The sequence below is a fragment of the Arthrobacter sp. H5 genome (assembly GCF_000520595.1).
Classification (GTDB): Bacteria; Actinomycetota; Actinomycetes; order Actinomycetales; family Micrococcaceae; genus Arthrobacter_D.
Window position 1 is genome coordinate 49,694 of sequence record NZ_KI915039.1, and the last position, 25,275, is coordinate 74,968.

Below are 25,275 nucleotides of genomic sequence, written 5' to 3' on the forward strand. Positions count from 1 at the left end.
CGCCCTGTTGATCGGCAGCTGCGGAGCGCCGATGGGCCACCGTTGACCACCGCGCCGAACGTGGAGCGGGTAAGCATTGCAATCGACGATTATCCGGACGCCGTTGACACCTTGCGAGGCTCGGCATTCCGGCTGGGCGCGGAGATGTTGGCAGGATCGCCGGCTGAGAATCAGGTGACCAGCCCGGTCAGCGCACTCTACGCGCTGGCGATGCTGCGCACGGGAACCGGAACGACGACGGCGGTCGAGATGGATGAGGTGCTCGGCTTTCCGGCCGAGAACCGCGACGAAGCGATGAATGCGCTGCTCGCCCAGTGGCAGCTGCACGACGGCGATCCCGCCTCGGTCGACGAGGAGGAACCTCCAGAACAGCCACTTCTGCACATCGCCAACGGCGTCTTTGTGGACGAGGCAAAGCCCACGGGGAAGGAGTACCTGGAAACTCTCGCGAGCCAGTACGGAACGGGGGCCTATCTGGTGGACTTCGGGGACGAGGCAACCGGGGCCATCATCGACTCCTGGGTCAGCGAACATACCGGCGGCAGGATCGAGGAGGCGCCGCTCAAACCGACTGCCAACACAACCCTCAGTCTTCTCAACACGGTGTACTTCGCTGCGGCGTGGCAGACCGGGTTTGAGCCGGCAAACACCCGGCCCGGGCCCTTCGCTACAGGCGACGGCTCATCGGTTCAAGCCGACATGATGCGCAACCAGCTGACTGCCAATTACGCAGAGGATGACGGTTGGCAAGCTGTGGATCTGCCCTACAACAACGGCTTTGTTATGCGGCTGGTGCTGCCGGATGAAGGTCAGTCGCCGATCATTGACGAAGCTCAGCTGGGCGCAGTACACGAAACGATGGGTGCGGGCAGCGAGTTGGAAGCGGCAGTGACCCTGCCGAAGTGGGAGCACGAGTACACGCAGGACCTCAAAAAGCTCTTGACGGAGATGGGACTGACCGAAACCATGGGTCCCGCACCGGATTTCAGGGCCATCCAGGAAGACGTTTTTGTGGAGGGAGCGGCACAGACCGCCAACATCACCGTCGCCGAGAAAGGCACCATCGCGGCAGCCGTGACACAAATCAACCTCGCCGGGTCAGGCCCGCCGCCCGCCGATGTGGAACTGGTCTTTGACCGTCCGTTCCTATACCAGATCCTCCATATGGATACCGGGATGCCGATCTTTCTGGGAACGGTGATGGATCCGCAACCTTGATCTATGGATCGATCCTCAGGGGCCCTCGGCCCGCTGTCCTGCGCCGGTGGCCCGCCGTCCCGCGCCGGTGGCCCGCGCCGCGCCCGTGGTCTCTGCCGACTGGACCCTGCGGTTTCCGGCCCACCGGATGAGCAGGGCAACTGCGAGGAAGCCGATGAGCATCGCCGCGCAGTAAGCCGCGACGCCGCCATAGCCGCCCTGAACATCGGGATCGAAGAACGGGTAGGCATAGAAGCCGCTAACGGGTCCGCGAATCAATGAATAGGTCACGTAAACTGCCGGAAAAACCAGCCAGAGCAGCGCGGTTTTCAACAGAATCTTGATTCTTGGCGGCTGGAGAATCCAATCGATGATCACTGCCACCGGCATCACGTAATGATGCACGGTGTTGATCCACGGCAGAAGCTCACCGAGCGGCACATCCCGTAAAAGGAGGCTGAATACGATTCCCACAAAAACCATATAGACCACTGACGCGCCGCGGATTGCCAGATCGAAGTCATTGGGAACGTAGCCCCGGGCCAGCCGAACCGCCGCAATGATAAAGACCGTGGCTGCAAAAATGTTGGACAGGATAGTGAAATAACTGAAGAAATTAACCACACCGAGACCCCGTGTGATTGAGATGTACAGCTGGATGACCACGCCCGCAAGGGCTAACAGTCCCAGGACCAACCGGAAAGCGATGACGAAATGACGCTTGGACATGCGCTGAGTTTACCCGCCGCTGCCTGCCAACTTGGGGAGATTTATCTGCCCGGTCGCAGCGCTCACCTAAGGGCACTCCGCCGCCACGACCCCGGACCCGGTGCCGGCGCCAGCCTCAACTGGTCCCGGCGCACCCACGTGCGATGGGTGGGCAATGCCATTTCTTCCGGTTCGGCCGCATGGAGTCCCAGCACGACGACGGCAAGCGCCGCCAGTTCCTCCGGCGTGGGATTGCCACCCAGCACTCGGAAGAGGGGGGGCTCCACGCGTTCGCTGGCGCTCTCTTGGTCGACCACCGGTGATCGCCCAAGCGAAGCGCGTGGAGATCCGGCCGGGGGCTCAGCAGCACTCACAGCGGAATGTTTCCGTGCTTCTTGCTCGGCAGTGAAGCGCGCTTGTCACGCAACGCACGAAGTCCACGCACCACCTGAACCCGCGTGTCCGACGGCGCGATGACCGCATCCACATAACCCAACTGGGCCGCCTGATACGGATTGAGAAGCTCGTCCTCGTATTGGCTGATCACATTGGCGCGCGCCGCCTCGACGTCTCCGCCGTCGTCGGCCACTGATTTCAAATGAGAGCGGTACAGGATGTTCACCGCACCCTGGGCGCCCATTACGCCGATCTGCGCTGTGGGCCAGGCAAGGTTCACATCGGCTCCCAGCTTCTTCGAACCCATCACGATGTAGGCACCGCCATAGGCCTTACGGGTGATGACGGTGATCTTGGGAACCGTGGCTTCGGCGTAGGCGTAGAGCAGCTTGGCACCTCGGCGGATGATGCCGTTGAACTCCTGGTCCTTGCCTGGCAGAAAGCCCGGCACGTCCACCAGCGTAAGAAGGGGGACGTTGAAGGCGTCACAGTTGCGCACAAAACGTGCTGCCTTCTCCGACGCGGCAATGTCCAGCGTGCCGGCAAACTGCATGGGCTGGTTGGCCACAATCCCGATGGTGTGGCCCTCCACCCGTGCGTAGCCGATCAGCACATTCGGCGCGTAAAGGGACTGCATTTCCAGGAAGTGACCGTCGTCCACGATGGCCTGAATGACCGTATGCATGTCGTACGGCTGATTTGCGGAGTCCGGGATGAGGGTGTCCAGGCCCTCATCCTCCACCGTGGGTTCCAGCTCTTCGGTGAACTCCGTCAGGGGCGCCTCGGCCAGGTTGTTGGACGGCAGAAAATCGAGCAACTCTCTGACAAAGTCAATGGCGTCCTGTTCATCCGACGCAAGATAAGTGGACGTACCCGTGGTGGAGTTGTGCTGGCGTGCGCCGCCCAGCGTTTCCATGTCGACGTCCTCACCCGTGACCGTCTTAATGACGTCAGGGCCGGTGATGAACATGTGCGAGGTCTTGTCCACCATCACCACATAGTCGGTCAGTGCGGGGGAGTACGCGGCACCGCCGGCACAGGGACCCATGATCAGTGAAATCTGCGGCACCACCCCGGAGGCGTGCACGTTGTTGCGGAAAATGTCGGCGAACATGGCCAGCGACGCGACACCCTCCTGGATGCGCGCGCCGCCGCCGTCGTTGATGCCCACCAGCGGGCAGCCGTTGCGCAGCGCGAACTCCTGCACCTTGACAATTTTCTCGCCGTTGACCTGGCTGAGCGACCCGCCGTAGACGGTGAAGTCCTGGCTGTAGACGGCGATCTGGCGTCCGTCCACCGTTGCGTAGCCGGAGACCACACCGTCACCCAGCGGCTTTTTCTTCTCCATGCCAAACGCGGTGGAGCGGTGCACGGCCAGGGCATCGAACTCCACAAAGGACCCGGGATCAACCAACAGGTCAATACGCTCGCGGGCAGTGTTCTTGCCGCGCGCATGCTGCTTTGCCACCGCTTCCGGCCCCGACGGCTGCGCAGCACGTTCCTGCCGCTGCCGGAAGTCGGCGAGCTTGCCGGCGGTGGTCTGTTGATCAGGGACCTCACCGGTGTGCGGTTCGGTTGGCAGTGTTTCGATGCGCATCGAGTCTCTTCGGTAGCCGGGCTGGTTAAGTAGGTATTCCACAAAAAGCGACGATCATTTTTCAGTCTAGTGAGTGATTGGCGGGTCATGGCTGTAGAAGACCTACAACTTCTCCGCGTAAGACTTAGCTTCCAGCCAAATGTTACTGACGGGTAACAATTAGGTTTTCACCAGGGGGTCACCTTTATTCTTTCCTCATGGCAAGCAACGACGCGGCGAACACTCATGTCCACTCTTCCGGCTCCCTGAAGGGCCGAACCGTACTGATGTCCGGTGGAAGCCGCGGGATCGGTTTGGCGATCGCTCTCCGCGCAGCCCGGGACGGCGCAAACGTGGCCATCATGGCCAAAACCGGTCAACCGCATCCATCATTGGCGGGTACGGTTCACACCGCCGCCCGGGAGATCAGCGACGCGGGCGGCGGAGCCCTGGCCATTGTGGGGGATGTAAGGAACGACGACGACGTCGCCGCGGCTGTCGAAGCGACCATCGCCGAGTTCGGAGGCATCGACGTCGTGGTCAACAATGCTTCCGCTATTGATCTGTCCACAACGCCCGACATCTCCATGAAACGGTACGACCTGATGGCGGACATCAACGTACGCGGCACCTTCATGCTGAGCAAGTTTTCCCTGGCGGCACTGAAGCGCTCCGGTAACCCGCACATCCTGACGCTTTCGCCGCCGCTGAACCTTGACCCGAAGTGGGCCGGAATGCATCTCGCCTACACCATGGCCAAATACGGCATGAGCCTCACCACCCTTGGCCTCGCCGAAGAACTCCGCGGCGATGGCGTGGCGGTCAACTCCCTCTGGCCACGGACGCTGATCGACACTGCGGCCATCCGGAACATGCCTGGCGGCGAAGACCTGGTCAAGGCCGCCCGCTCGCCCCGGATCGTGGCCGACGCTGCCCATGCCATCCTGACCCGGGACTCGCGCAGCTGCACCGGGAACTTCTTCACCGATGAAGAGGTTCTGGACCAGGAAGGCGTTACTGATTTTTCCGGCTACAGCATGGGCGCCCCGGAGAACGGGCTGGTACCGGACATCTTCCTGTAACAGGACACTCCAGTGATCGACCAGGTGCCCGCGAAGTCACCGGTGATCGACCAGGTGCCCGCGAAGTCACCGGTGATCGACCAGGTGCCCGCCAGGGCGCGCGTGGAGATCCTGCTCCGCTGGGCGGCGCGCGTGGAGATCCTGCTCCGCTGGGCGGCGCGCGTGGAGATCCTGCCGGCGCAGGGCTGGGTAAGATCGAACCCATGACTTCCCGCTATTCCAGCCTCGAACGCCCCGGATTGGATGAGGCTGGCCTGCGCGAAGCCCTCTGCGAACCCAAGGGTCCCTACGGGCGGCTGGACCTCGTCACCGAAACCGGCTCAACCAACACCGATCTTGCCCGGGATGCCGAGCAGCAGGCACGCTTATGGCCGGATCTGAGTGTGCTCACCGCCGAACAACAGAGCGCCGGACGGGGGCGCCTTGACCGGACGTGGATAGCACCGGAGCGGTCCTCGCTCATTGTCAGCATCCTCCTGAGGCCCACCAACTCCGACGGACGACCGCTTCCCACCCACAGCTATTCCTGGTTGTCGCTGCTGACCGCACTGGCGCTCGCCGAAGGCATCGACGACCGCACCGAGGTCAGTCCCCGCATCAAATGGCCCAATGATGTGCAGGTGGACGGCCGAAAACTCGCCGGAGTCCTGGCTCAGCTGGTGCCCGGCGCAAACGGCGCGCCGCCCGCCGTCGTCGTTGGTGTGGGTTTGAACGTCAGCCTGACCGACCAGGAACTCCCGGTGCCAACCGCTACCAGCCTCCTCCTCGAATATGCAAAAACCACTGACCGGAACGTCCTGCTCAAGGCATTTCTGCGCACCCTTGCACGGCACTATGCAGAGTTCACAGCGGTCGACGGCGATGCGGCACGTCCCTGGTCCGACGGTGAGTCACTCTCGGCCCGGGTTGGTAAGCGGATGGCCACGCTCGGCCAGGACATCCGCGCTGAACTGCCGGGAGGACAGTTCCTCACCGGGCGCGCGATGGGACTCGATGAGCGTGGCGGGCTCCTGGTGCGGGACGACGACGGCGAGCGGCACACTGTGACGGCAGGCGACGTCGTGCATGTGAGACCGCTCCACTGAAGATGAACCACGCAGGGACGCTTTTGCCGTCGATGACCGGTAGCCGGCCATGGCCATGAGGCTTGCCGCGGGCGAACACGTGATCGTGCGGACACGCCCCAATCCCCGCCCACTGCTCTGGCCGTTCCTGGGTGCCCTGGCGGTGCTCGCGGCCACGGGATACGGCCTCGGATGGCTCAGCAGGGCCAACCTTCCGATCGAGCTGCTGACCTGGGAACCATGGATTGTTTCGGCCGTGCTGGTGGTGGCCGGACTGTTGTTGCTGCGGATGTTTTTCAACCCGCTGCTGCGCTGGATGGGGTCGCGCTACATCCTGACGAGCAGGCGGCTGATTCGCAGGCGCGGGCTCGCCCGGCGGAGCGAACAGGATGTGACGCTCGCGGTGATCTACCAACTCGGAACAGACCAGAGCCTGATTCAGCGTGCAACCGGCAGCGGCACTCTGGTGATCGATCTGGGCCGTGACAGGACGGTTTCCTACCCGGATGTGCCGCGCATTCACACATTCAAGGAATTCATTGTCGCTGCGATCAGCGACCTACCATTGACCGTCATGTTTGATGGTGTAGACATGGAAGCTGACGTGGCCAACGAGTATGAAGGGGAGTGGTGATGAGCGCCAGCAATGGAGTAGAGGGGCCGGACACCGCCACCGCCGAGGCCGCGGAACCGCTCACCCGGTCCATGCCTGCTCCCAAGAAACGCCGCGTACCCGCGCCGCCGGCCGACATTGACCGCGAGATGATACGCAAGCTGGAGATTGAGCTGCTGGGTGCCGAACGCACGCTCCGCCGTCGTGATGTGGCGGCGGGAGCCGGAGTGTCGCTGCTGTCGGCGCGCAAGTTGTGGCGTGCCATGGGGTTCCCCAACATCGGGGACGAGGACGTTGCCTTCACAGAGAAAGACAAGGTCGCACTGACCACGATCATTGAACTCGTCCGGAACGAACAGCTGACCGAAGACGCGGCGATCTCCATCACCCGTGCGGTTGGCCAAATGACGGACCGCATGGTGGTCTGGCAGATCGAAGCCCTGGTGGAGGAAATGGTGGTGCAGCGGGGAATCACCGACGCCGCCGCCCGCAGGTCATTGGTGACCGAACTGCCCCACCTGATTGAACCGCTGGAGAAGACCCTCGTTTACGCGTGGCGGCGGCAGCTCAACGCGGGGGTCCAAAGGCTCGCGCTGCGTGCGGAGTCGGGGTTGCAGGCCAGCGCTGAAGGCCGGGTGGGGGACGAGGACGATGCACCGCTGCCGTTGGCACGCGCGGTTGGCTTCGCCGACCTGGTCTCCTATACCAGCCTGTCCCGCCAGATGAACGAACGGACGTTGGCGCAACTTGTCCAGCGGTTCGAAAACATATGTGCCGAGATTATTTCCGTGGGCGGTGGGCGGCTGGTCAAGACCATCGGAGATGAAGTCCTCTACATTGCGGAATCGCCTGAGGCCGGCGCTGAGATTTCGCTCGCGCTGGCCAAGGCGTTTACCGAGGATGACCTGTTGCCGTCGGCCAGGGTCTCCATGGTGTGGGGCCGTATCCTCTCCCGCCTGGGCGACATCTACGGGCCAACGGTCAACCTTGCCTCGCGGCTGACCTCCTTGGCGGAACCGGGTACGGTGCTGATCGATGCGTCGACGGCTGCGACGCTGCGGGACAACGAACGCTTTGTTCTGATGCCGCACAAGGCACGCACCGTCCGCGGATTCGGCGAAGTGCACCCGGTGACCCTTGCCAGGGGTACCGGTACTGGATTGATTCTGGACTAGGACTGTTTACCGGCCTGAGGTGGATGGGGAGAGCTACCCATCCGATCCGGTGTGAACCCTTGTATTGTCGTGCAACACTTTTAACGGTCAAGTTGTGGGTTCCGCTGGCATTGGGGCGGAACGTCAACCAAAGAGTCTCAGCCCGGGGTACCCATTGTGAAGTTTTTGAACCGCTTTAAGGGATTCAGCAGGAAACACAAGCGCGCAGCATCAATATCCGTGGTCACAATGGTCAGCACCGCAGTGGTCAGCGGTGCATTGCTGTACCCGGGATTTGCCACCGCTGACGTGGATTTGAACGACGGCGGAGTGTGGGTCACCAACGAGGGCAACGGCATGGTGGGCCACCTGAATTACCAGTCCAGGCTCCTTGACGGCGGCTATGCCGCCAACAGCGACGGCTTCGATGTGGCACAGAACGCCTCGACGGTGTTCAACATGAACTCCGACCAGTCAAAGGTCAGCCCGGTGGACGTCGCAAATGTTGTGCGCGGCACCGAAGTGCAGCTGCCGGGGTCGGCGGCGATTGCGTTGGGCGGGGAAACAGTCGCCGTGACCGACCGGGCCGGCGGAGCGGTCTGGATCACCACGGCACAGGGTCTTGGTGCTTTCAACGATAAGGAAACAGAGCCGGTGGTTGCTGATACGGCCGGCGTTGCCGCTGCTGTCTCCTCCAATAACACCGTGCTGATCGCGAATCCGCAGGAAGGCACCGTGCTGTCCTTCGCCGTCGGGCCCGATGGTTCCCATGAGGAGCCGGAGATCGCCACCGCGGATTCCCTGAAGGAGTTCGGCGATGTGCAGATCGCGGCTGTGGGGGACCAGGCGGTGGTTTTCGATGCTGAGTCGGGACAGTTGGTGTTGCCGGGTGGGCGCACGGTCACTCTTGATGGTGCGCAGGATGGCAAACTTCAGCAGAGCGGGCCGGCCAGCGGATCGGTGGTGGTGTCCACGCCGACGGCTTTGATTCAGCAGCCTTTGAACGGCGGGGATCCGACGGTCACAGAGCTGGACAATACCGGCGTGCCGGCCGCACCGGTATTCCTTGACGGTTGTGTGCATGCGGCGTGGGCCGGTGCCGGTGTGTATATCCGTGACTGCGTCGGCGATGCTGATGACCAGCGGGTTGAGATTCCGGGTATTGGGGCGCAGTCCGAGCTGGTGTTCCGGGTGAACCGCAGCGTGGTGGTTCTCAATGATGTTAATGCCGGTGATGTGTGGCTGGTGATGCAGAACATGCAGTTGGTTGACAACTGGGGCGATATTATCCCGCCGAAGCAAGAGTCCGATGAAGAGGATGAGGAATCCGCCAGCGAGAATCCGGTGAACACGTTGCCGGACCGCACGGGTGAGAACCGTCCGCCAGTTGCGGAAAACGACGCTTACGGTGCGCGCGCCGGGCGTACGACTATTTTGAATGTTTTGACGAATGATACGGATCCGGATGGGGATTTGTTGACCACGTCTTTGGAGGGTGAGCAGCCTGCGGCGGGGACGGTGCAGGCCATTTATAACGGTGCCGGAATGCAGATTGTGGTGCCGGCGGATGCCGCGGTGGGCGATCACACGTTCACCTACGAGGTGCGCGATGGCCGTGGTGGGTCTGATTCCGCCGACGTCACTGTTAATGTGCGAGGCGCCGATTCAAACGATCCGCCGGAGCCCATCCGCGCTACCACCATTCTGGTGGAAGAGGGCAAGTCCGTCAGCCAGAACATCCTGAGCAACTGGATGGATCCCGATGGTGACGACCTGTTTCTGGTCAGCGCAGAACCCACTCCCGACGGCGACCAGGTGCGAACCCGGTCTGACGGGCTGCTGACGTTCAGGGACGTCGGCAAAGGCCAGGGCGTAAAGGAAGTGCCCATCGTCGTCTCGGACGGCCGCGATGAGGTTGGTGGTGTTGTCACCTTCGATGTGCGCGCTGCGGGTACGCTGCCTCCTGTCGCGAACTTTGACCACTTCACCGCGACGGTCGGCCAGGAGACGCAGCTTTCACCGCTGCAGAACGATCTTGATCCGGCCGGTGGGCAGTTGAGCCTCGCGAAGGCTGAGATTACCGCCGGCGACGCATCGCTGACGCCCGATTATGAGACGGGAACCGTTGCCTTCACACCGTCCGCAGAGGGCTCCTACTATGTCGAGTATCTCGTCACCAATGGTCCGCAGAGCGCCACAGGTCTGATCCGGGTCGATGCGACAGCTGCCGGTGCCGAAGGAACGCCTGTGGCTGTGCGCGACGTGGCGCTGCTTCCCCGCAACGGTGATGTTTTGGTGGACGTGCTCGGCAACGACACCGATCCCACGGGCGGCGTTCTGGTGGTGCAGTCGGTGAGTGTGCCGGACGGTTCGCCCCTTGACGTTGCGGTGCTGGATCACAATGTTCTCCGCATCCACGACGTGCGTGGCCTGAATCAGCAGACCACCATCACTTATACGGTCTCCAACGGCAAGGCATCGGCGACCGGCGAGGTGAGCGTTCTGTCGGTGGAGGGCCCGGAGACGCTGCTGCCGCCGCAGGCCAACTCGGACGAAGTGACCGTGCGCGTGGGCGACGTCGTCAACGTCCCGGTGCTTGAGAATGATACGCATCCGAATAATGACGAACTCACCCTAAGCCCGGTGCTGGCCCAGGGGGTTGAGGCAGCGGATGGACGGATTTTTGCCTCCGAGAACTCCCTGCGGTTTATCGCCGGAGATACCGCCAAGACCGTGTACGCCATCTACGAGGTGATGGACAGTGCCGGGCAAACGGATTCGGCCGAGGTACGGATCAACATCCGGCCGGTTGATGACCAGAACGTCCCGCCGGTGCCGAAGAATCTTGACGCGAGGGTGATCGCCGGTTCGACGGTGCGTATTCCTGTGCCTCTGGACGGAATCGATGCCGACGGCGATTCCTCCTTCCTGACCGGGATTGACGCGGCACCGAAGATGGGGGCGGCTGTCCCTGGACCCAACTACATCGACTTCACCGCTTCTGCCGCTGGGGCGGGAACGGACACGTTCACCTATTCCGTGCGGGACAGGCTTGGGCTCGAAAACACGGCAACGGTGCGGGTGGGAATTGCGCCGGCAGCTGAGGCGAACCAGAAGCCGGTTGCCGTCAATGACGGCGTGGTGCTGCGGCCCGGCCGTGCCATCGCGGTGGACGCGTTGAAGAATGATTCGGACCCCGACGGTGACCCTGTTTCCCTGGATCCGGACGGTGTGAGCGCTACACCGGAGGAGATGGGGCCGCTGGTGAAGGAAGGTCGGGTGCTGTTCACCGCTCCCGAGGCCAATGGCACGTTCAATGTCTTGTACAAGGTTCAGGACAGCCGCGGCGCATCGGCCAACGGAAACATCACAGTCACCGTTGACCAGAATGCTCCGCTGCTGCTGCCTATTGCCCGCGATGACCGGGTGGAACCCGAGGAGACTAAAGGCCAGACTGCCGTTGACGTTCCGGTGTTGAAGAACGATGAGGATCCTGACGGGGTGGCCGAGGATCTTGAGATCACGGTCGACGCGGCTGATGGTGTTGCGGCTGTCTCACCGGACAATATTGTGCGGGTTGAACTGACCGGCGAAGCGCAAATCATCCCGTACACGGTGGAGGACATTGACGGCGGGTTGGCCACTGCCGTGATTTGGGTTCCGGGATTGAGCGACCAGTATCCGACGCTGATCAGCGATGCGCCCATCGACGTGACGGCAGGCGAAGAACTGGATCTGGACCTGAGGGACCTGGTCGAGGTCCGTGAGGGGCGCACCCCGCGGGTGAGCGTTGCCGAGAAGGTCGCAGCGATCGGGACCACCAACACCGGCCAGTGGGTAGTGGATCCCAACAACCTGCGGTACGCGGCGGACATCGACTACGCGGGTACGGGGTCGATCACGTTTGAGGTCACCGACGGCTCCGGACCGGATGATCCGGAAGGGCTGAAAGCCACGTTGACGGTTATCACCAACGTAATCCCCAACGCTGAACGGAACTTCCCGCCCGAACTCGACTCGGGTTCCCTTGAGGTGGCCCAGGCCGAACCGGCAACCACCCTTGATCTCAAGGCCCTGGCCACCGATCCGAATCCGGAGGACGTGGACGGCTTGGAGTTCTCGCTCACTTCGGCGGCGCCGGAGGGCTTCGATGTCAGTCTGGAAGGCACCGAATTGCGTGTTGCCGCGCAGGATTCGGCTGCTGTTGGGGCTACCGGGAGCGTAGCGGTTTCCGTGACCGATGGTGAGGAAACCGTCTCCAGCACGGTGGCGTTGACGGTGCTTGCCTCAAGCCGGCCCTTGCCGGTGGCCAATGATGATGTGATTGCCGAAGCGGTGCAGGGGGAGCCTGTCACAGTTGACGTGCTGGCCAATGATGTGAACCCGTTCCCGGAGGAGCCGCTTCAGATTGTCGATGTCATTGCCGACGGCAATGGCAGTGCATCCCAGCAGGGCGGCTCCGTGGTGGTCACACCAAGTGATTCGTTTGTGGGCAACATGACCGTTCAATACACAGTGCAGGACCGCACCGGTGAACAGTCACGCTACGCCAACGCCCAGATCCTGCTGACGGTCAAGGGCAAGCCCGGTGCTCCTTCCACGCCGATAGTGGAAAGCACCCGTAATGAGTCCGTAGTGTTGTCCTGGGATCCGCCGGCCGATAACGGGTCACCGATCACCGGATACACCGTCACCAGCAATAACGGGTTCACCCAGGAGTGCGCCACGACAACGTGCACGCTGACGGGCCTGACCAACAATGTCGAGTACGTGTTCACAGTGACCGCTGCCAATGACATCGGAGTCTCCGACCCTTCACCAGAGTCCGCTGTGGCGCGGCCGGACACACAGCCTGCGCAGGCGGCACCGCCAACCCTGGTCTTTGGTGACGGTGCGTTGACGGTGAACTGGACACCTCCAGCGAATGAAGGCTCTCCGATCGAGGGCTATGACCTGCAGATCTCCCCTGCCCCGCCCAACGGGGCAGTACAGCGCAGCGCCGCCGGAAGCCCGCTGACCTGGGAAGGGCTGGAGAACGGTACCGCATACAAGGTAAGGGTCCAGGCGCGTAACGCTGCACCTGAGCCTTCGGAGTGGAGTGACTATTCCGCGGCCGAGACACCTGCCGGATTGCCGGGAGTGCCTGCTGCGCCTAGTACATCACGCGCCCAGTCAGTGGGCGCAGAAAGCCAGTTGGTGGTGGACTGGAACGATGTGAACCCCAACGGCGCACCCGTGAGCAAGTACCAGGTCCAGGAATTCCGTGGCGGCGAACTGCAGCGCACCCTGCCCGAAGTCCAGGCTTCGGACCAGACCATTACGGTACCCAACTCCGAAGCTGACTACAGTTACGCAGTGCGGGCCTATAACAAGGCCGGTTGGAGCGCCTACGGTGCGCAGTCCGCACCTCGACGTGCGGTGGGGGAGCCCGCCGCGCCAACGGGGGTTGCCCTGGCGGAGTCGCGTACCGGCGCCGAGGGACGCCACGTAGTGATCTCCTTCAACGAGCTCACCGCGCAGCAGCGAAATGGTGCGCGCGCCTCCGAGGTCAGCTACCAGGCAAACTTCAGCGACGGACGCCAAATGGGCATCCGCAGCGGCCAGGAAGTAGGCGGGTTCCCCAATGGAACAGCCGTCACCGCAACCGTCACAGCAATCGTCAACAGCGACGGGTCCAACTACGCCAGCCAACCAGGCGGGTCGAATCAGGTGAATCCGTTTGGCAGGCCGGGAAAGCCTGCCGCCTCGGCGCAGGGTGGTGCCCGTGAACAGAAGTTCGTCAACGTCAGCTGGAATGCCCCTGATCCCGGCACTCACGACGTCAAACAGATCCAAATCCGCATCAACGGCGGCGGTGGCTGGGAGAACGTCCGCAACAACGGCGACCGCAGGATCAACACCAACGGCTACGACGAGCAAGTCACCATCGAAGTCCGCTCCCTGAACTCGCGGGACCAGGCGGGAAACATTGCCACAGCGAGGGCCCGGAGTGGTCAGGCGCCGCCTCCGCCGCCGCCGGCGCCAACTGAATGGGACATTACCGCTGGAGGGTCCGGTCTTGATTCACGCAGCTGCATGGATCCGGCCGGTGGGACCAACTTCGATCCCGCCACGCGAGACTGCCGGGGCGAACACTGGATGTACAACAACCAGACCATGAAGTCGAACTGCTACATCTCCCGAAGCAGCGGGCCCTGGTACCGCCAGCAGTCGGGTCCAAACACCGATGCCAACAACAATGGACTCTTCCTCAAGGGTATTCACACCACCAGGGGCAACAACCCTCCAGCAGGAATGCCACGCTGCTAGGTCCGCCCCTACCTCCCATGGGCACTTCTGCCCATGGGAGGCGCCGCAGCGCATAGCTACACTTATCTGGGCACTGCCTGCACGCTCACGCAGTGCACACATCATCCGGGGGAACGCTCTACATGAAATTTGGTCTCAACCAACGCAGACGGCGTCATGCCTCCGTGACCGCTTTTGGCGTGGTTGCGGCTGTGGCAATCACGGGTGCAGTGGTGAACCCCGGATTCACCACCGCCGAAGTGGACCTGAATGACGGCGGCGTGTGGGTCACCAACCTCTCTCAGGGCAAGACCGCACACCTCAATTACCAGTCCCGCACCCTTGACGGCGGCTTTGTAACCGGCAGCAACCGCTTTGAGATCCTGCAGCACGAGGGCACCGTGATAAACCACAACCAGGATCAGGCAACCCTCAGTCCGGTCAGCGACCGATGTGGCACTCGGGGAAGAAAACGAACTTCCCGGCAACGGAGTCCCTGCCCTTGGCAGCAGTCACGTGGTCCTGGCCAACAGCCCGGACGGCACTGTCCACGTCACTGATGCCGGCAACCTGGCAGGGTTCTCCTCTGAGGACACCGAGCCGTTGCTTGACGGCGTTCCGGGGGTAGCCGCCGCCATTAACTCCGAAGACACAGTCTTCACCGCCGACCCCGTCACCGGAACCATCCTCTCGTGGGAGCGCGGCGACACGGCCGTCTTCGAGGAGAGCACCCGGCAGTCGAGCGAGGGGATCAGCGGGGTGGAAAACCTGCAACTGTCGGCAGTCGGGGACCAGCCGGTGGCGTTGGACCCCGCCACGGGACGAATTTTCCTGCCTGACGGCCGCGAAACAGTGCTGCCCGACACTGCAGGCGCTCAGCTTCAACAGAGCGGTCCGGCGTCGTCGTTTGTTGCGGTGGCCACGGCCGGTGCGCTGTTCGAAGTGCCCCTGGACGGTTCTGTTCCCCGGTCAACTCCACTCGATGTCAGCAGCGACCCTATCCCACCGGTCCAGCTGGACGGATGCGTCCACGCCGCCTGGCCTGACGCCCAACTGTATGTCCGCGACTGCGTAACCGATGCGGATGACAGTACCGTGGAGATCCCGTCCCTGGCTGCGCAGTCGGAACTTGTGTTCCGGACCAACCGCGCCGTCGTCGTACTTAACGACATCCGCGGCGGTAACGTCTGGCTGGTCCAGCAGGACATGCTGCTGGTTCAAAACTGGGACGAAATCATTCCGCCCCCTGAGGAAGACGACAAGGAGGACGAGGAATCGGCCAGTGAGAATCCCATCAACACGCTGCCGGACCGCACCGGGGAAAACCAGCCGCCCGTAGCCCAGGATGACGTCCTCGGAGCACGCCGCGGATCCACCACCCTGTTGCCCGTCCTCGACAACGATTCAGACCCGGACGGCGACCTGCTGACCGTCACACTCCAGGGGACGCCACCGGATATCGGTGCCATCCAGCCGGTGTATGACTCGACCGGACTGCAGGTGGTGCTCGATGCTGAGGTGCCGCCCGGTCGCCACACCTTCGATTACGCGGTCGACGACGGCCGCGGAGGTACCGACACGGCGACGGTCTCGCTCGACATCCGGTCTGAAGACTCCAACGAGGCTCCCACGCAGAAGCGTAAGTCACGCCTTGTGCTGGAACAGGGACAAAACATCAGCCAGCACATCCTCGCCGACTGGACCGACGCTGACGGGGATGACCTGTTCCTCGAATCGGCTCAGGCAACCACCCCGGATGATACGGCCAGACACCGCGACGACGGCCTGATCACCTTCACCGACGCGGGCGGGCAGCTCGGAGAGAAGGAAGTCTCGATCAGTGTGTCCGATGGGCGTGAAAGCACCGAAGGAGCGGTGATTGTCGACGTACAGCCGGCGGGGAACGTACCGCCCATCGTCAATCCCGACCATCTGACGGTCAACGCGGGTGAGGACCTGCTTGTGGCGCCGTTGAAGAATGACCTGGACCCGTCCGGACGAGGGCTGAGGCTCACCAACGTCAATGGGGGCGAGGGCGCGGAAGTCACACCGAACTACGACGTCGGAACATTCACCTTCCGCTCGGACAGCCCAGGTCCCGTCTATCTTGACTACATTGCTGCCAACGGCCCGGCCAGTGCACCCGGGCTCATCCGTGTGGACGTCCTGCCTGAAGGCGGCGCCACAGGAGCGCCGGTGGCTGTGCGGGATAGTGCGCTGCTCCCGGCCGGCAACCAAACGCTCGTCGACGTACTGTCCAATGATTCGGACCCCGGAGGCGGGGTCCTGGTGGTCCAGTCCGTCACCCTGCCGGCTGAATCCCCGGTATCGGTGGCGGTGCTCAACCACAACATCCTCCGCGTGAGCGACACCCGCGGGCTCACAGAACGGATGACCTTCCAGTACACGGTGTCCAACGGCCGTGAAACGGCAACGGGCGACGTGTCGGTTGTCCCGGTTCCCGCCCCGGCAAAGCTGCAGCCGCCCCGTGCCGAAGAAGACGAAGTGACCGTCCGCGCAGGAGACGTCGCAACGGTGTATGTACTGGCAAACGACACCCATCCCAACGGCGGCGAGCTTACGCTCGATCCGGAACTGGTGGAAACTGTAGCCCCGGGCGAGGGCCTTCTCGCAGTTTCCGGCAATAGTCTTCGTTTCAAGGCAGGGGATACAGCCGGAACCTTCCGCGCGGTGTACGCCGTGCGCGGACCGGATGGGCAGGAGGACTCCGCACGGGTACTCATCCGCGTCCGCGCGCCGGATCCGGAGGACAACGCCCGGCCGCGTCCGGAAACCATCGAAGCCAGGGCAATAGCCGGCAACACCGCACGGATAGCTGTTCCGCTCGAAGGGATCGACCCGGACGGCGACTCGGTTTCGCTCGTCGGAATAGGCCAGGCGCCCACCAAGGGAACAGCAGCCATGGGCGCAACCTTCATCGAGTACACGCCCGCCAGTGACACCTCCGGGCAGGACTCCTTCAGCTACATCGTTGAGGACAGGTTGGGGGCACGCTCCACCGGCACCGTCCTGGTGGGCATCGCCCTTCCCACAACGGTGAACCAGACACCCGTTCCCGTTGACGACTCGGTGGTGGTGCTGCCGAACCGCAGCGTCACGGTGGACGCGCTCTCCAACGACTCCGACCCTGACGGCGACGCACTTGCACTGCCCGCGGACGGACTGGAAGCTGCAGGCGGAATCCAAGCCGCCGTCGTTGACCGGAAGGTTCGCTTTGATTCCCCGGCGCAGCCGGGCGCCACAGCCATCCGCTATACGGTTGATGATGGCCGCGGGGGGAAGGCCGTTGGCACCATTCGGGTTCAAACCAGTCCTGACGCGCCGAAAATCGCCCCCGTTGCACACGATGACCGGGTCTCCTTTCCTGAGACGCTCGGCCAGAGTGCAGTGGATGTTCCGGTGCTGAAGAACGACGTCGACCGCGATGGGTCACCGGACGAGCTAACGGTCAGCTTCCCTGAAAACACTGACACTGCGACTGTCGCCGCCGGCAGCGATACGGCGGGCACGGTCAACGTCCAGCTGCTCCCGGAAGCCCAGACCATTCCTTACACTGTGACGGATATTGACGGGCTGTCCGCCACCGCATTCATTCATGTACCGGGTCTGGCCAATCAGCCACCGGCGCTGCGCAGCACGGAGGCCCTCGAAGTTATGAGCGGCGAGGAGCTCCTACTCGATCTGAGTGAGCTGGTAGTGGTCCGCGAAGGCCGGGAAGCCCAGCTCACGGACGACGCCAGGGTCACAGCAGTCGCGTCGAACAATGCGCCCCTGGTCAGGAACGCCACCTCGTTGGCATTCACCTCCGCCGAAGACTATGCCGGCGCCGCCGCCGTGAGTTTTGAAGTAACCGACGGTGTGTCCCTCGATGATCCGGACGGCCTGAAAGCAGTGCTGACCGTCAGCATCCGCGTGTTGCCTGATCCAAACCTGAACCATCCGCCGGAGGCGTCCTCGGGTGAATTGGTGGTTGCCCAGCAGGAAGCGGCCGCCATGGATCTCGCCCGCTTGGTGGAGGACATCGACGAGCAGGATGCAGGAAAACTCGTTTTTGCACTGGTCGATGAAGTTCCAGGTGGGCTGATCGCGCAGCTCGACGAATCGGTGTTGACCGTTGAATCGGGAACGGCTGAAAAGGGTCTTACCCACCCGGTCCGTTTTTCCGTGACTGACGGCAGGAGTGAACCGGTGGAGGCTACTATCGATGTGTCAGTGGTCAGCTCCACCCAGCCACTTGCGGTGGCCAACGATGACCTCGTTGCCGACGCTGTTCAGGGCGAAACCGAAACCGTGGACGTGCTCGGCAACGATTCCAACCCGTTCCCTGATTCACCGCTGCAGCTCATTGCTGTCCAGACCGAAACCGGAGCGGGGTCCGCCACAGCCCAGGGCAACTCCGTTGCAGTGACACCGGCTTCCGACTTTGTGGGGACCATGGTGGTCAGCTATCGGGTGGCCGACCGCACGGGTGACCCGCAGCGTGAGGTTGAAGGAAGGGTCCGACTCACCGTCCGCGGTGCGCCCGACGCGCCGCCGACCCCGGCTGTGGGAGAGGTGCGCAGCGAGATGGTCACGCTCTCCTGGGATCCGCCGGCGGACAACGGGTCGCGGATCACCGGCTACGTGGTGACAGGCAGTCAAGGCGTCAGCCAGGAATGCCCGGCAACCACCTGCAGCATCACCGGACTGACCAACAACGTCGAGTACACCTTTGCTGTGGCGGCAAGGAACGACGTCGGCGAGTCACCGCAATCCGGCCAATCCGCCGTCGCTCGTCCCGACGAGAAACCGGAAGCCCCCGCACCTCCGACGCTGCAGTTTGGTGATGGATCCGTGCTGGTTAACTGGGCTGTTCCTTCCACCGCCGGTTCGCCTGTGGAGCGTTATGACCTGGAAATTTCCCCTGCGCCCGCCGGTGGCGGCTTCCAAAAGTCGTCAGTGACCGGCACCTCGGTTGAATGGTCGGGCCTGCAGAACGGAACCCTGTATGAGGTCCGTGTGCGGGCCTACAATCAGGCGCCTGATCCGTCCGACTGGGGAGCGTACTCGGACGGGATGATACCCGCGGGCCAACCGGCGGCGCCGTCCAAACCCTCCGTTCAGGTCTCGTCCCAGGGCGGGGCGGCCAACTCGGTGCTCGCCGTCTCGTGGGCGCAGCCCACCACGGCGGAAAAGAACGGTGCCGAGATTGACGCCTACACGCTGACAACCTTCCAGGACGGCAAGGCCGTGCGCAGTGCCGAGCTGTCCGGTTCGGTGTTCTCGGCTTCGGTCACCCTGGCCAATTCCCAAAGTCCCTACACCTTCAGCGTCACGGCCACCAACAAGGCAGGAGCCGGAGCGCCCAGCGATCCGTCCGACCCGCGTCAGGCGGTCGGTGCGCCCGGCGCGGTTCCGGACGTGAGCGCCGTCGAGGGAGACCGGCGGCTCATCGTGACGCACGAATCGGCGGCGGCCAACGGTGCACAAGCCGACCAGACACGCTACGAATACCAACTCAACAACGGTGCCTTTGCAGAACTGCCTGCCGACGGTGTTTTGGCAGGCCTGAGCAACGGCACCAGCTATAGCGTGGGCGTGCGCGCAATTAATACGGCCAACGGAAGCTCGCTTCCGGGAGCAGCGACCCAGTCAAACACGGTGGTTCCGTTTGGCAAGCCTTCGACTCCGTCCATCAGCTCTGCTCCGGCAGGCGAACAGGTGAACTTCACCATTGGAGCCACGCCGAAAAACGGACGGGACATTGCCTCTGTGGCTTGGAGTGCCGCGGGGCGATCCGGTTCAGTGGGTGCAGGGGGCGGAACCGCCACGGCCGGGAGCGGCTTTGATCAAAGCGTGGAGATCACCGTCACGGTGACCGATTCCGAGGGGCAGAAGTCCTCCACCACTGCCACCGGACGCACGTCGCCGCCACCCAGGAAGTACGGCACGGTGTATGAGGACTCGGACCTCAGCGCAACCTGCGAGTTTGCCCAGCCCAACGACTCCAAGCCGTCAGCGCGGCAGGCGTGCGACGACGCCGGAGGCACGTGGCGACAGAACGGTCACCGTTTTGAGATCCAGTGCATCTCCAACAGCGGAGCGGCCCATCCCATATATGATTCCAACGGAAACCTGATCGGTTCCAGCAGGGAATGGGTGAACCGTGCCGGCGGTGGCTGGTTCAAGTCCAACTCAATCACCAAGGACGCGGGAGCCCCGTCATGCTAGCTATTCTAAATATCGGTCAACGGGCAGTATCGCGTTGTCCCCAACAACAGCACCAACCACAGAAAAGGAACCAACCATGGCAATGACAGTTGAGCAGGCCACCTGGTTTGCCGGGACGTTCGACAAGCTGGTGGGAAACGTGGGGCAGGCCGTCCTCGGCAAGTCGCACGTGATCCGGCTGGTGCTCACTGCCATGCTCGCGGAGGGGCATGTGTTGTTGGAAGACGCACCAGGGACAGGAAAGACGATGCTCGCGCGGTCGCTTGCCGCCACCGTCCAGGGGAGCCATTCGCGCATCCAGTTCACCCCGGACCTCTTGCCGTCGGACGTCACAGGTATCACCATCTATGACCAGAAGACGCAGGAGTTTGAGTTCCATAAGGGTCCGATCTTCGCGAATATCGTGTTGGCTGACGAGATCAACCGTGCGTCGCCGAAAACGCAGTCCGCGCTGCTTGAGGTCATGGAGGAATCCCGGGTCACCGTGGACGGAGTCAGCTACACCAATGATCGTCCGTTTATGGTTATTGCCACCCAGAACCCCATTGAGCAGGCTGGCACCTACCGGCTCCCCGAGGCACAACTGGACCGCTTCCTGATCAAGACGATGATCGGATACCCGGACCACGCCTCCACGGTCCAACTGCTCGGCGGGGCCTCCACCCGGGACCGTTCCTCGATTCTGTCCCCGATGATCACCACACAGGCCGTCATGGACATGGCGGATCTCGCCACCGAAACCCATGTGGACCCGGCAGTCCTTGAGTACATTTCGCGATTGACGGAGGAAACCAGGAACGCTCCCGAGTCCAGGCTCGGCGTTTCAGTGCGCGGTGCCCTGGCAATGGTCCGGGCAGCCAAGGTGTGGGCTGCTGGCCAGGGCCGGCATTATGTGCTGCCTGACGACATCAAGGAATTGGCGCCCTACGTCTGGACGCACCGGTTTGTGATGGATCCAGAAGCCGAATTTGCCGGTGCAACGCCGGAGGCCATCCTCAAGCGTGTGCTCGCGGATGTCTCGGCACCCCAGCAGCGGGCAAGCGCGTAACGGACGGATATTTTCCAACCATGTCAACCGATACCAGGTCCGCCGAAACCCGGGCTTCTCAGCGTGAGCGCAGGTCCGCGGGCAGACGCCAGCTGCAGAACCCCGCCCCACGCGGTCAGCGGCGGGGCAGTTCCCGCAACCCCAAACTGCATCCGGCGTCGATCATCAAGGATGCCGTAACGCTGGCCGAGCTTGTCCTGTTCCCCGTGTGGAAGAGGATCCGTTCCTTCCTGGGCCGGCATCTTGGGCCGGTATTCGATGTGGTCAGTCCCCTTGGCTGGATCCTGATTCCCACGGTTGCGGGATTGTGGGTCCTTGGCGCAGTCTTTGGCTGGCGGGAAGCCATCGTGGCAGCACTGCTGGGAACCATCCTGTTTGTCCTTGCGGTGGGCTTCATCCTGGGTCGTTCGTCCTACGCCGTTGAGCTCGATCTTGCCCGAACCCGCGTTGCGGTGGGCGACCGGGCGGTGGGCAGCGTGGCGGTATCCAACACCGCGACCAAACCCCTGCTGCCGGCATCCCTCGAACTTCCCGTGGGTTCGGCTACGGCAGTGTTCCACCTGCCGCGGCTCAAACCCGGCGAGGTACACGAAGACCTTTTCACCATCCCAACCCAGCGCCGCGCAGTCATTGTGGTGGGACCAGTCCGCTCAGTGCGGGCGGATCCGCTGAGCCTGCTGCGCCGGCAGGTGCTGTGGACCGAACCCACCGACCTGTATGTCCATCCCCGGACCGCACCGCTGGTGGGATCCGCCGCCGGATTCATCCGAGACCTCGAAGGGCTGCCAACCAAGGAGCTCTCCAGCGCGGATGTCTCCTTCCACGCCCTCCGCGACTACGTTCCGGGCGATGACCGCCGTCACATCCACTGGAAAACCACCGCCCGTACGGGCAAGCTCATGGTCCGCCAGTTTGAGGAGACCCGACGGTCACACCTGGCCGTAGCACTCTCAACCAACACCAACGAGTATGAGACGGACATCGAGTTTGAGCTTGCCGTCTCGGTTGCCAGCTCCATTGGCCTGCAGGCCATCCGGGAACAGCGCAACCTCAGCGTCCTAACCCAGAATGGCCCGCTGCGCTCCGAAACAGGACGCAACCTGCTCGATGACATGACGCGCATTGAGGGACGCGGCATGCGCGCCACAGCTCTGGATCTGGCGCGAACGACGGCGGACACGGTCCCCAACGCGTCAGTTGTCTTCTTTGTCGTGGGTCCCCATGTGACACCCTCCCAGCTCCGGTCCGCCGCGGCGTCGGTACCTCCCGGAATCCGGTGCATTGCGGTGCGTTGCGTCGCAGACCAGGAACAGGGCAGGGCGACGATCGGCGACCTGACGGTGCTGACCCTGAACAGCCTCACAGACCTTGCCATGATTCTTCGAAAGGCTGCAGCATGAGCCGCCGGTCCAATAGATCCCGGACCATGCCGTTGGCACTTCAGGCCGGAGTGGACTGGTCGGTACTCACCGTCCTGCTTGGGCTGGGGGTGCTGGGTTTCGGACCCACGTTTGGTGGAGACGCCCGTTACCTGATTGTCGGATTTGGCGGTGTGCTGCTTGGCCTGGGCATCGCCTGGCTGGCTGCCCGCTACCGGTGGGGCCTGTGGACCACAGTTGGTGCGGTGCTCGGTGCCTACCTGGTCCTGGGTAGCGCTTTGGCTGCGCCGGTGGAGGCCTTCCTCGGGTTCCTGCCCACATTGGAGTCCCTCCGTGTGCTGATTGTGGGAGTGGTGTTCTCCTGGAAGGACATCCTCACCGTGGCCGATCCGGTGGGCATTGCCCGGGGGATGCTTGTGGTGCCCTTCCTGGGATCCCTGCTGACCGCCGTCGTCGCCGGGTCCCTCGCCTGGCGCCTCCGCTCACCGTACTGGGTAATGCTTCCCGTTTTTGCCCTGTTTATTACCAGCATTGCCTTTGGCACAAACCGGGCGTCGCTGCCTGAGGTACGCGGAATCCTGCTCATTGCCGTTGTGACCGCGTGGCTGGCCTATCGCCGGGACATTGCGCGCACCGACCAGACCAGCAGCGTTTCGGCCAATTCCACGGTGGCCGATGACGCCGTCACGCGATCGGGAAGGCTTCGCAGGCTGGGCGTTGGAGGCGCAGTCCTGGCGGTGGCGACCGTGCTGACCCTTGTGGTGAGTCCCATCGTTGCAGGCGAGACGGACCGGGCCGTGCTGCGGGACGTCGTCGAACCGCCCGTGGACCTGTTCGATTACCCAAGTCCGCTGACCAGCTTTCGCAAGTATGTGAAGGACAATGCCGAGGAAACCCTGCTGACCGTTGACGGCCTACCTGAGGGCCAGCGGGTGCGCCTGGCCGCCATGGATGCCTACGACGGTGTGGTGTATAACGTCGATCCACAGGCGGCCGGCAACTTTGCCCGCGTGGGTGATGCACAGCAGCTGGGGAACACCGAGGTGGAGGACGGCGAGGGCACCACCGCAACACTGAGCTTCACCATCGGCGATTACAGCGGCGTCTGGCTGCCCTCCGGCGGCGAGCTCCTGGGTGTGGAACTGCAGGGTCCCCGGGCACAGGATTTGAGCCGCTCCCTCTATTACAACGACGACTCCCGCACAGCTTTGTCCACCATCGGCGTCCAGCCGGGTGACACCTACAGCGTCAATGTGCTGTTTCCCGACGTTCCGGAAGACACCCAGCTGGCACAGTATGGTTTCGCCGATCTGAGCCTTCCCAGGGTGGTGAATGATCCGCCGGTCATTGCGTCGAAAGCCAGCGAGTACGTGGGCAGTGTGTCGGAGCCCATCGAACGGGTGCGCAGACTGGAACAGGTGCTGAGTGCGCAGGGGTTCTTCAGCAACGGCAAGGACGGCGAGGCACCTTCGCTGCCCGGCCACGGCGCGGCGCGGATGCTGGCTCTCTTCGACGCCGAGCAGATGGTCGGTGACGACGAGCAGTACGCCGTCTCCATGGCCTTGATGGCGCGGAAACTCAACATTCCCGCCCGGGTTGTCATGGGCTTCTACCCGGATTGGGAGGCGATTGACAACCCCGATGCCCCCATCGAGATCAAGGGCGCGGATGTGCATGCCTGGGTTGAAATAGCGTTTGACAACGCCGGCTGGGTTCCCTTCGACCCCACGCCGCCTGAGGACAACGAGCCCGTTCCTCCCCAGCAACAGCCACGGTCCACGCCCAAGCCTCAGGTCCTGCAACCCCCGCCGCCACCACAGGAGCCTGCCGAACTGCCGCCGGACTCCGCACCGGAGCCGCAGGACGCGGAGGAACGTACCCGGGACTTCTGGGATATCTGGGGTTCGTTGATTGCAGCGATAGCGCTGGCGCTGATTCCACTTGCCGTGCTCCTCATTCCCCTGCTGGTGATAGCACTGCTGAAATCACGACGCCGGAAGAAGCGTTCCCGTTCCGGCCGGCCGACGCAGCGGGTTGGCGGGGGATGGAGCGAAGTCATGTCCTTGGCCACAGACCTCGGCGCTGAAACCAATGGGAAATCCACGCGCCGTGAAAGCGCACGGGGACTCGGCGAGGCGTTCCCGGCCAGCAGCCATTCCACCACCCGGTTGGCGGATCGCGCTGACGCGTGCATTTTCTCGGCGGGCGAGCCCACCGAGCAGGAGGTGGAGGAATACTGGAGTACGGTGCACTCCTCACTCGATGATATGCGTGGATCGGTGGGGTTCTGGAAGAGACAGCGGGCACGCTTCTCGCCACGCTCGCTGATTCACGATGCGAGGAGCAGGATGACGGGAACGAGGCCGTGACTCACTCAGGGCTCGCCTGTCCGCGCTGCCGGATGCCGGTCACCCCGGGGACACTTTATTGCGTGCAATGCGGCGCGCACCTTTCCAATCGTGGCGAACATATCCGTACAGTGGAGCAACCACCGGTCGCGGCGTCCACCCACGGCGTCAGCCGCCCCGGCAATCAGTAT

General features: G+C 63.1%; 15 protein-coding genes. 11 read left to right on the top strand and 4 right to left on the bottom strand.

From position 1 onward, the window contains the following. Positions 1 to 42: 42 nt before the first annotated feature. Positions 43 to 1,218 carry a serpin family protein gene (locus Y708_RS27105; protein WP_051479269.1) on the top strand — a complete coding sequence of 392 codons (1,176 nt, stop codon included), beginning with the start codon at positions 43 to 45 and terminating at the stop codon, positions 1,216 to 1,218. A gap of 15 nt (positions 1,219 to 1,233) precedes the next feature. Here the strand turns inward: Y708_RS27105 and Y708_RS27110 are convergent, their stop codons facing one another. The 3 genes from Y708_RS27110 to Y708_RS0121470 form a co-directional block, all read right to left on the bottom strand. Then, entirely contained in the window at positions 1,234 to 1,926 is a 693-nt protein-coding gene (locus Y708_RS27110) for a Pr6Pr family membrane protein (RefSeq protein ID WP_051479270.1), read from the bottom strand. A 62-nt stretch (positions 1,927 to 1,988) separates the two neighbouring features. Continuing rightward, entirely contained in the window at positions 1,989 to 2,279 is a 291-nt protein-coding gene (locus Y708_RS28830) for an acyl-CoA carboxylase subunit epsilon (RefSeq protein WP_343213007.1), read from the bottom strand. Beyond that, positions 2,276 to 3,898, bottom strand: coding sequence for an acyl-CoA carboxylase subunit beta (locus Y708_RS0121470; RefSeq protein ID WP_051479271.1), 1,623 nt, complete (start codon positions 3,896 to 3,898; stop codon positions 2,276 to 2,278). Before Y708_RS0121470 ends, Y708_RS28830 begins: the two co-directional genes overlap by 4 nt. Positions 3,899 to 4,095: 197 nt before the next feature. On the opposite strand from Y708_RS0121470, the gene Y708_RS0121475 reads away from it, so the two are divergent. From Y708_RS0121475 to Y708_RS0121500, 6 genes are all read left to right on the top strand, one after another. Next, complete coding sequence (locus Y708_RS0121475; protein WP_028281497.1) at positions 4,096 to 4,959, top strand: SDR family oxidoreductase; 864 nt, start codon at positions 4,096 to 4,098, stop codon at positions 4,957 to 4,959. Between the two features lie 12 nt (positions 4,960 to 4,971). After that, positions 4,972 to 5,166, top strand: coding sequence for a hypothetical protein (locus Y708_RS0121480; RefSeq protein WP_028281498.1), 195 nt, complete (start codon positions 4,972 to 4,974; stop codon positions 5,164 to 5,166). Further along, complete coding sequence (locus tag Y708_RS0121485) at positions 5,163 to 6,044, top strand: biotin--[acetyl-CoA-carboxylase] ligase (protein ID WP_028281499.1); 882 nt, start codon at positions 5,163 to 5,165, stop codon at positions 6,042 to 6,044. The genes Y708_RS0121480 and Y708_RS0121485 overlap by 4 nt, the downstream gene beginning before the upstream one ends. Positions 6,045 to 6,093: 49 nt before the next feature. Continuing rightward, positions 6,094 to 6,657 carry a PH domain-containing protein gene (locus Y708_RS0121490; RefSeq protein ID WP_028281500.1) on the top strand — a complete coding sequence of 188 codons (564 nt, stop codon included), beginning with the start codon at positions 6,094 to 6,096 and terminating at the stop codon, positions 6,655 to 6,657. A gap of 71 nt (positions 6,658 to 6,728) precedes the next feature. Further along, positions 6,729 to 7,811, top strand: a complete 1,083-nt coding sequence (locus Y708_RS0121495; RefSeq protein ID WP_051479294.1) for an adenylate/guanylate cyclase domain-containing protein — start codon at positions 6,729 to 6,731, stop codon at positions 7,809 to 7,811. 156 nt (positions 7,812 to 7,967) lie between these two features. Beyond that, a complete protein-coding gene (locus Y708_RS0121500) occupies positions 7,968 to 14,099 on the top strand; it encodes an Ig-like domain-containing protein (protein WP_216699863.1) in 6,132 nt (2,043 codons plus the stop codon). Positions 14,100 to 14,200: 101 nt separating this feature from the next. Here the strand turns inward: Y708_RS0121500 and Y708_RS27810 are convergent, their stop codons facing one another. Then, the gene (locus tag Y708_RS27810; protein WP_155853985.1) at positions 14,201 to 14,470 is read right to left on the bottom strand and encodes a hypothetical protein; all 270 of its coding nucleotides are present in this window, start codon (positions 14,468 to 14,470) and stop codon (positions 14,201 to 14,203) included. Between the two features lie 61 nt (positions 14,471 to 14,531). On the opposite strand from Y708_RS27810, the gene Y708_RS27115 reads away from it, so the two are divergent. The 4 genes from Y708_RS27115 (at position 14,532) to Y708_RS27120 (ending at position 25,105) form a co-directional block, all read left to right on the top strand. Continuing rightward, a complete protein-coding gene (locus Y708_RS27115) occupies positions 14,532 to 20,309 on the top strand; it encodes an Ig-like domain-containing protein (RefSeq protein WP_051479274.1) in 5,778 nt (1,925 codons plus the stop codon). Positions 20,310 to 20,385: 76 nt separating this feature from the next. Next, positions 20,386 to 21,357, top strand: a complete 972-nt coding sequence (locus tag Y708_RS0121510; protein ID WP_028281503.1) for an AAA family ATPase — start codon at positions 20,386 to 20,388, stop codon at positions 21,355 to 21,357. Positions 21,358 to 21,377: 20 nt separating this feature from the next. Then, positions 21,378 to 22,757 carry a DUF58 domain-containing protein gene (locus tag Y708_RS0121515; protein WP_028281504.1) on the top strand — a complete coding sequence of 460 codons (1,380 nt, stop codon included), beginning with the start codon at positions 21,378 to 21,380 and terminating at the stop codon, positions 22,755 to 22,757. Positions 22,758 to 22,783: 26 nt separating this feature from the next. Further along, positions 22,784 to 25,105 (top strand): transglutaminase-like domain-containing protein, encoded by a 2,322-nt coding sequence (locus Y708_RS27120; protein ID WP_051479275.1) that lies wholly within the window; start codon positions 22,784 to 22,786, stop codon positions 25,103 to 25,105. Positions 25,106 to 25,275 lie beyond the last annotated feature (170 nt).

Excerpts from the sequence above, each read along its gene's own strand:
- Y708_RS27110 (WP_051479270.1), bottom strand. The coding sequence starts at position 1,926 with ATGTCCAAGCGTCATTTCGTCATCGCTTTCCGGTTGGTCCTGGGACTG.
- Y708_RS0121470 (WP_051479271.1), bottom strand. The coding sequence starts at position 3,898 with ATGCGCATCGAAACACTGCCAACCGAACCGCACACCGGTGAGGTCCCT.
- Y708_RS0121475 (WP_028281497.1), top strand. The coding sequence starts at position 4,096 with ATGGCAAGCAACGACGCGGCGAACACTCATGTCCACTCTTCCGGCTCC.
- Y708_RS0121485 (WP_028281499.1), top strand. The coding sequence starts at position 5,163 with ATGACTTCCCGCTATTCCAGCCTCGAACGCCCCGGATTGGATGAGGCT.
- Y708_RS0121490 (WP_028281500.1), top strand. The coding sequence starts at position 6,094 with ATGGCCATGAGGCTTGCCGCGGGCGAACACGTGATCGTGCGGACACGC.
- Y708_RS0121495 (WP_051479294.1), top strand. The coding sequence starts at position 6,729 with ATGCCTGCTCCCAAGAAACGCCGCGTACCCGCGCCGCCGGCCGACATT.
- Y708_RS0121510 (WP_028281503.1), top strand. The coding sequence starts at position 20,386 with ATGGCAATGACAGTTGAGCAGGCCACCTGGTTTGCCGGGACGTTCGAC.
- Y708_RS0121515 (WP_028281504.1), top strand. The coding sequence starts at position 21,378 with ATGTCAACCGATACCAGGTCCGCCGAAACCCGGGCTTCTCAGCGTGAG.
- Y708_RS27120 (WP_051479275.1), top strand. The coding sequence starts at position 22,784 with ATGCCGTTGGCACTTCAGGCCGGAGTGGACTGGTCGGTACTCACCGTC.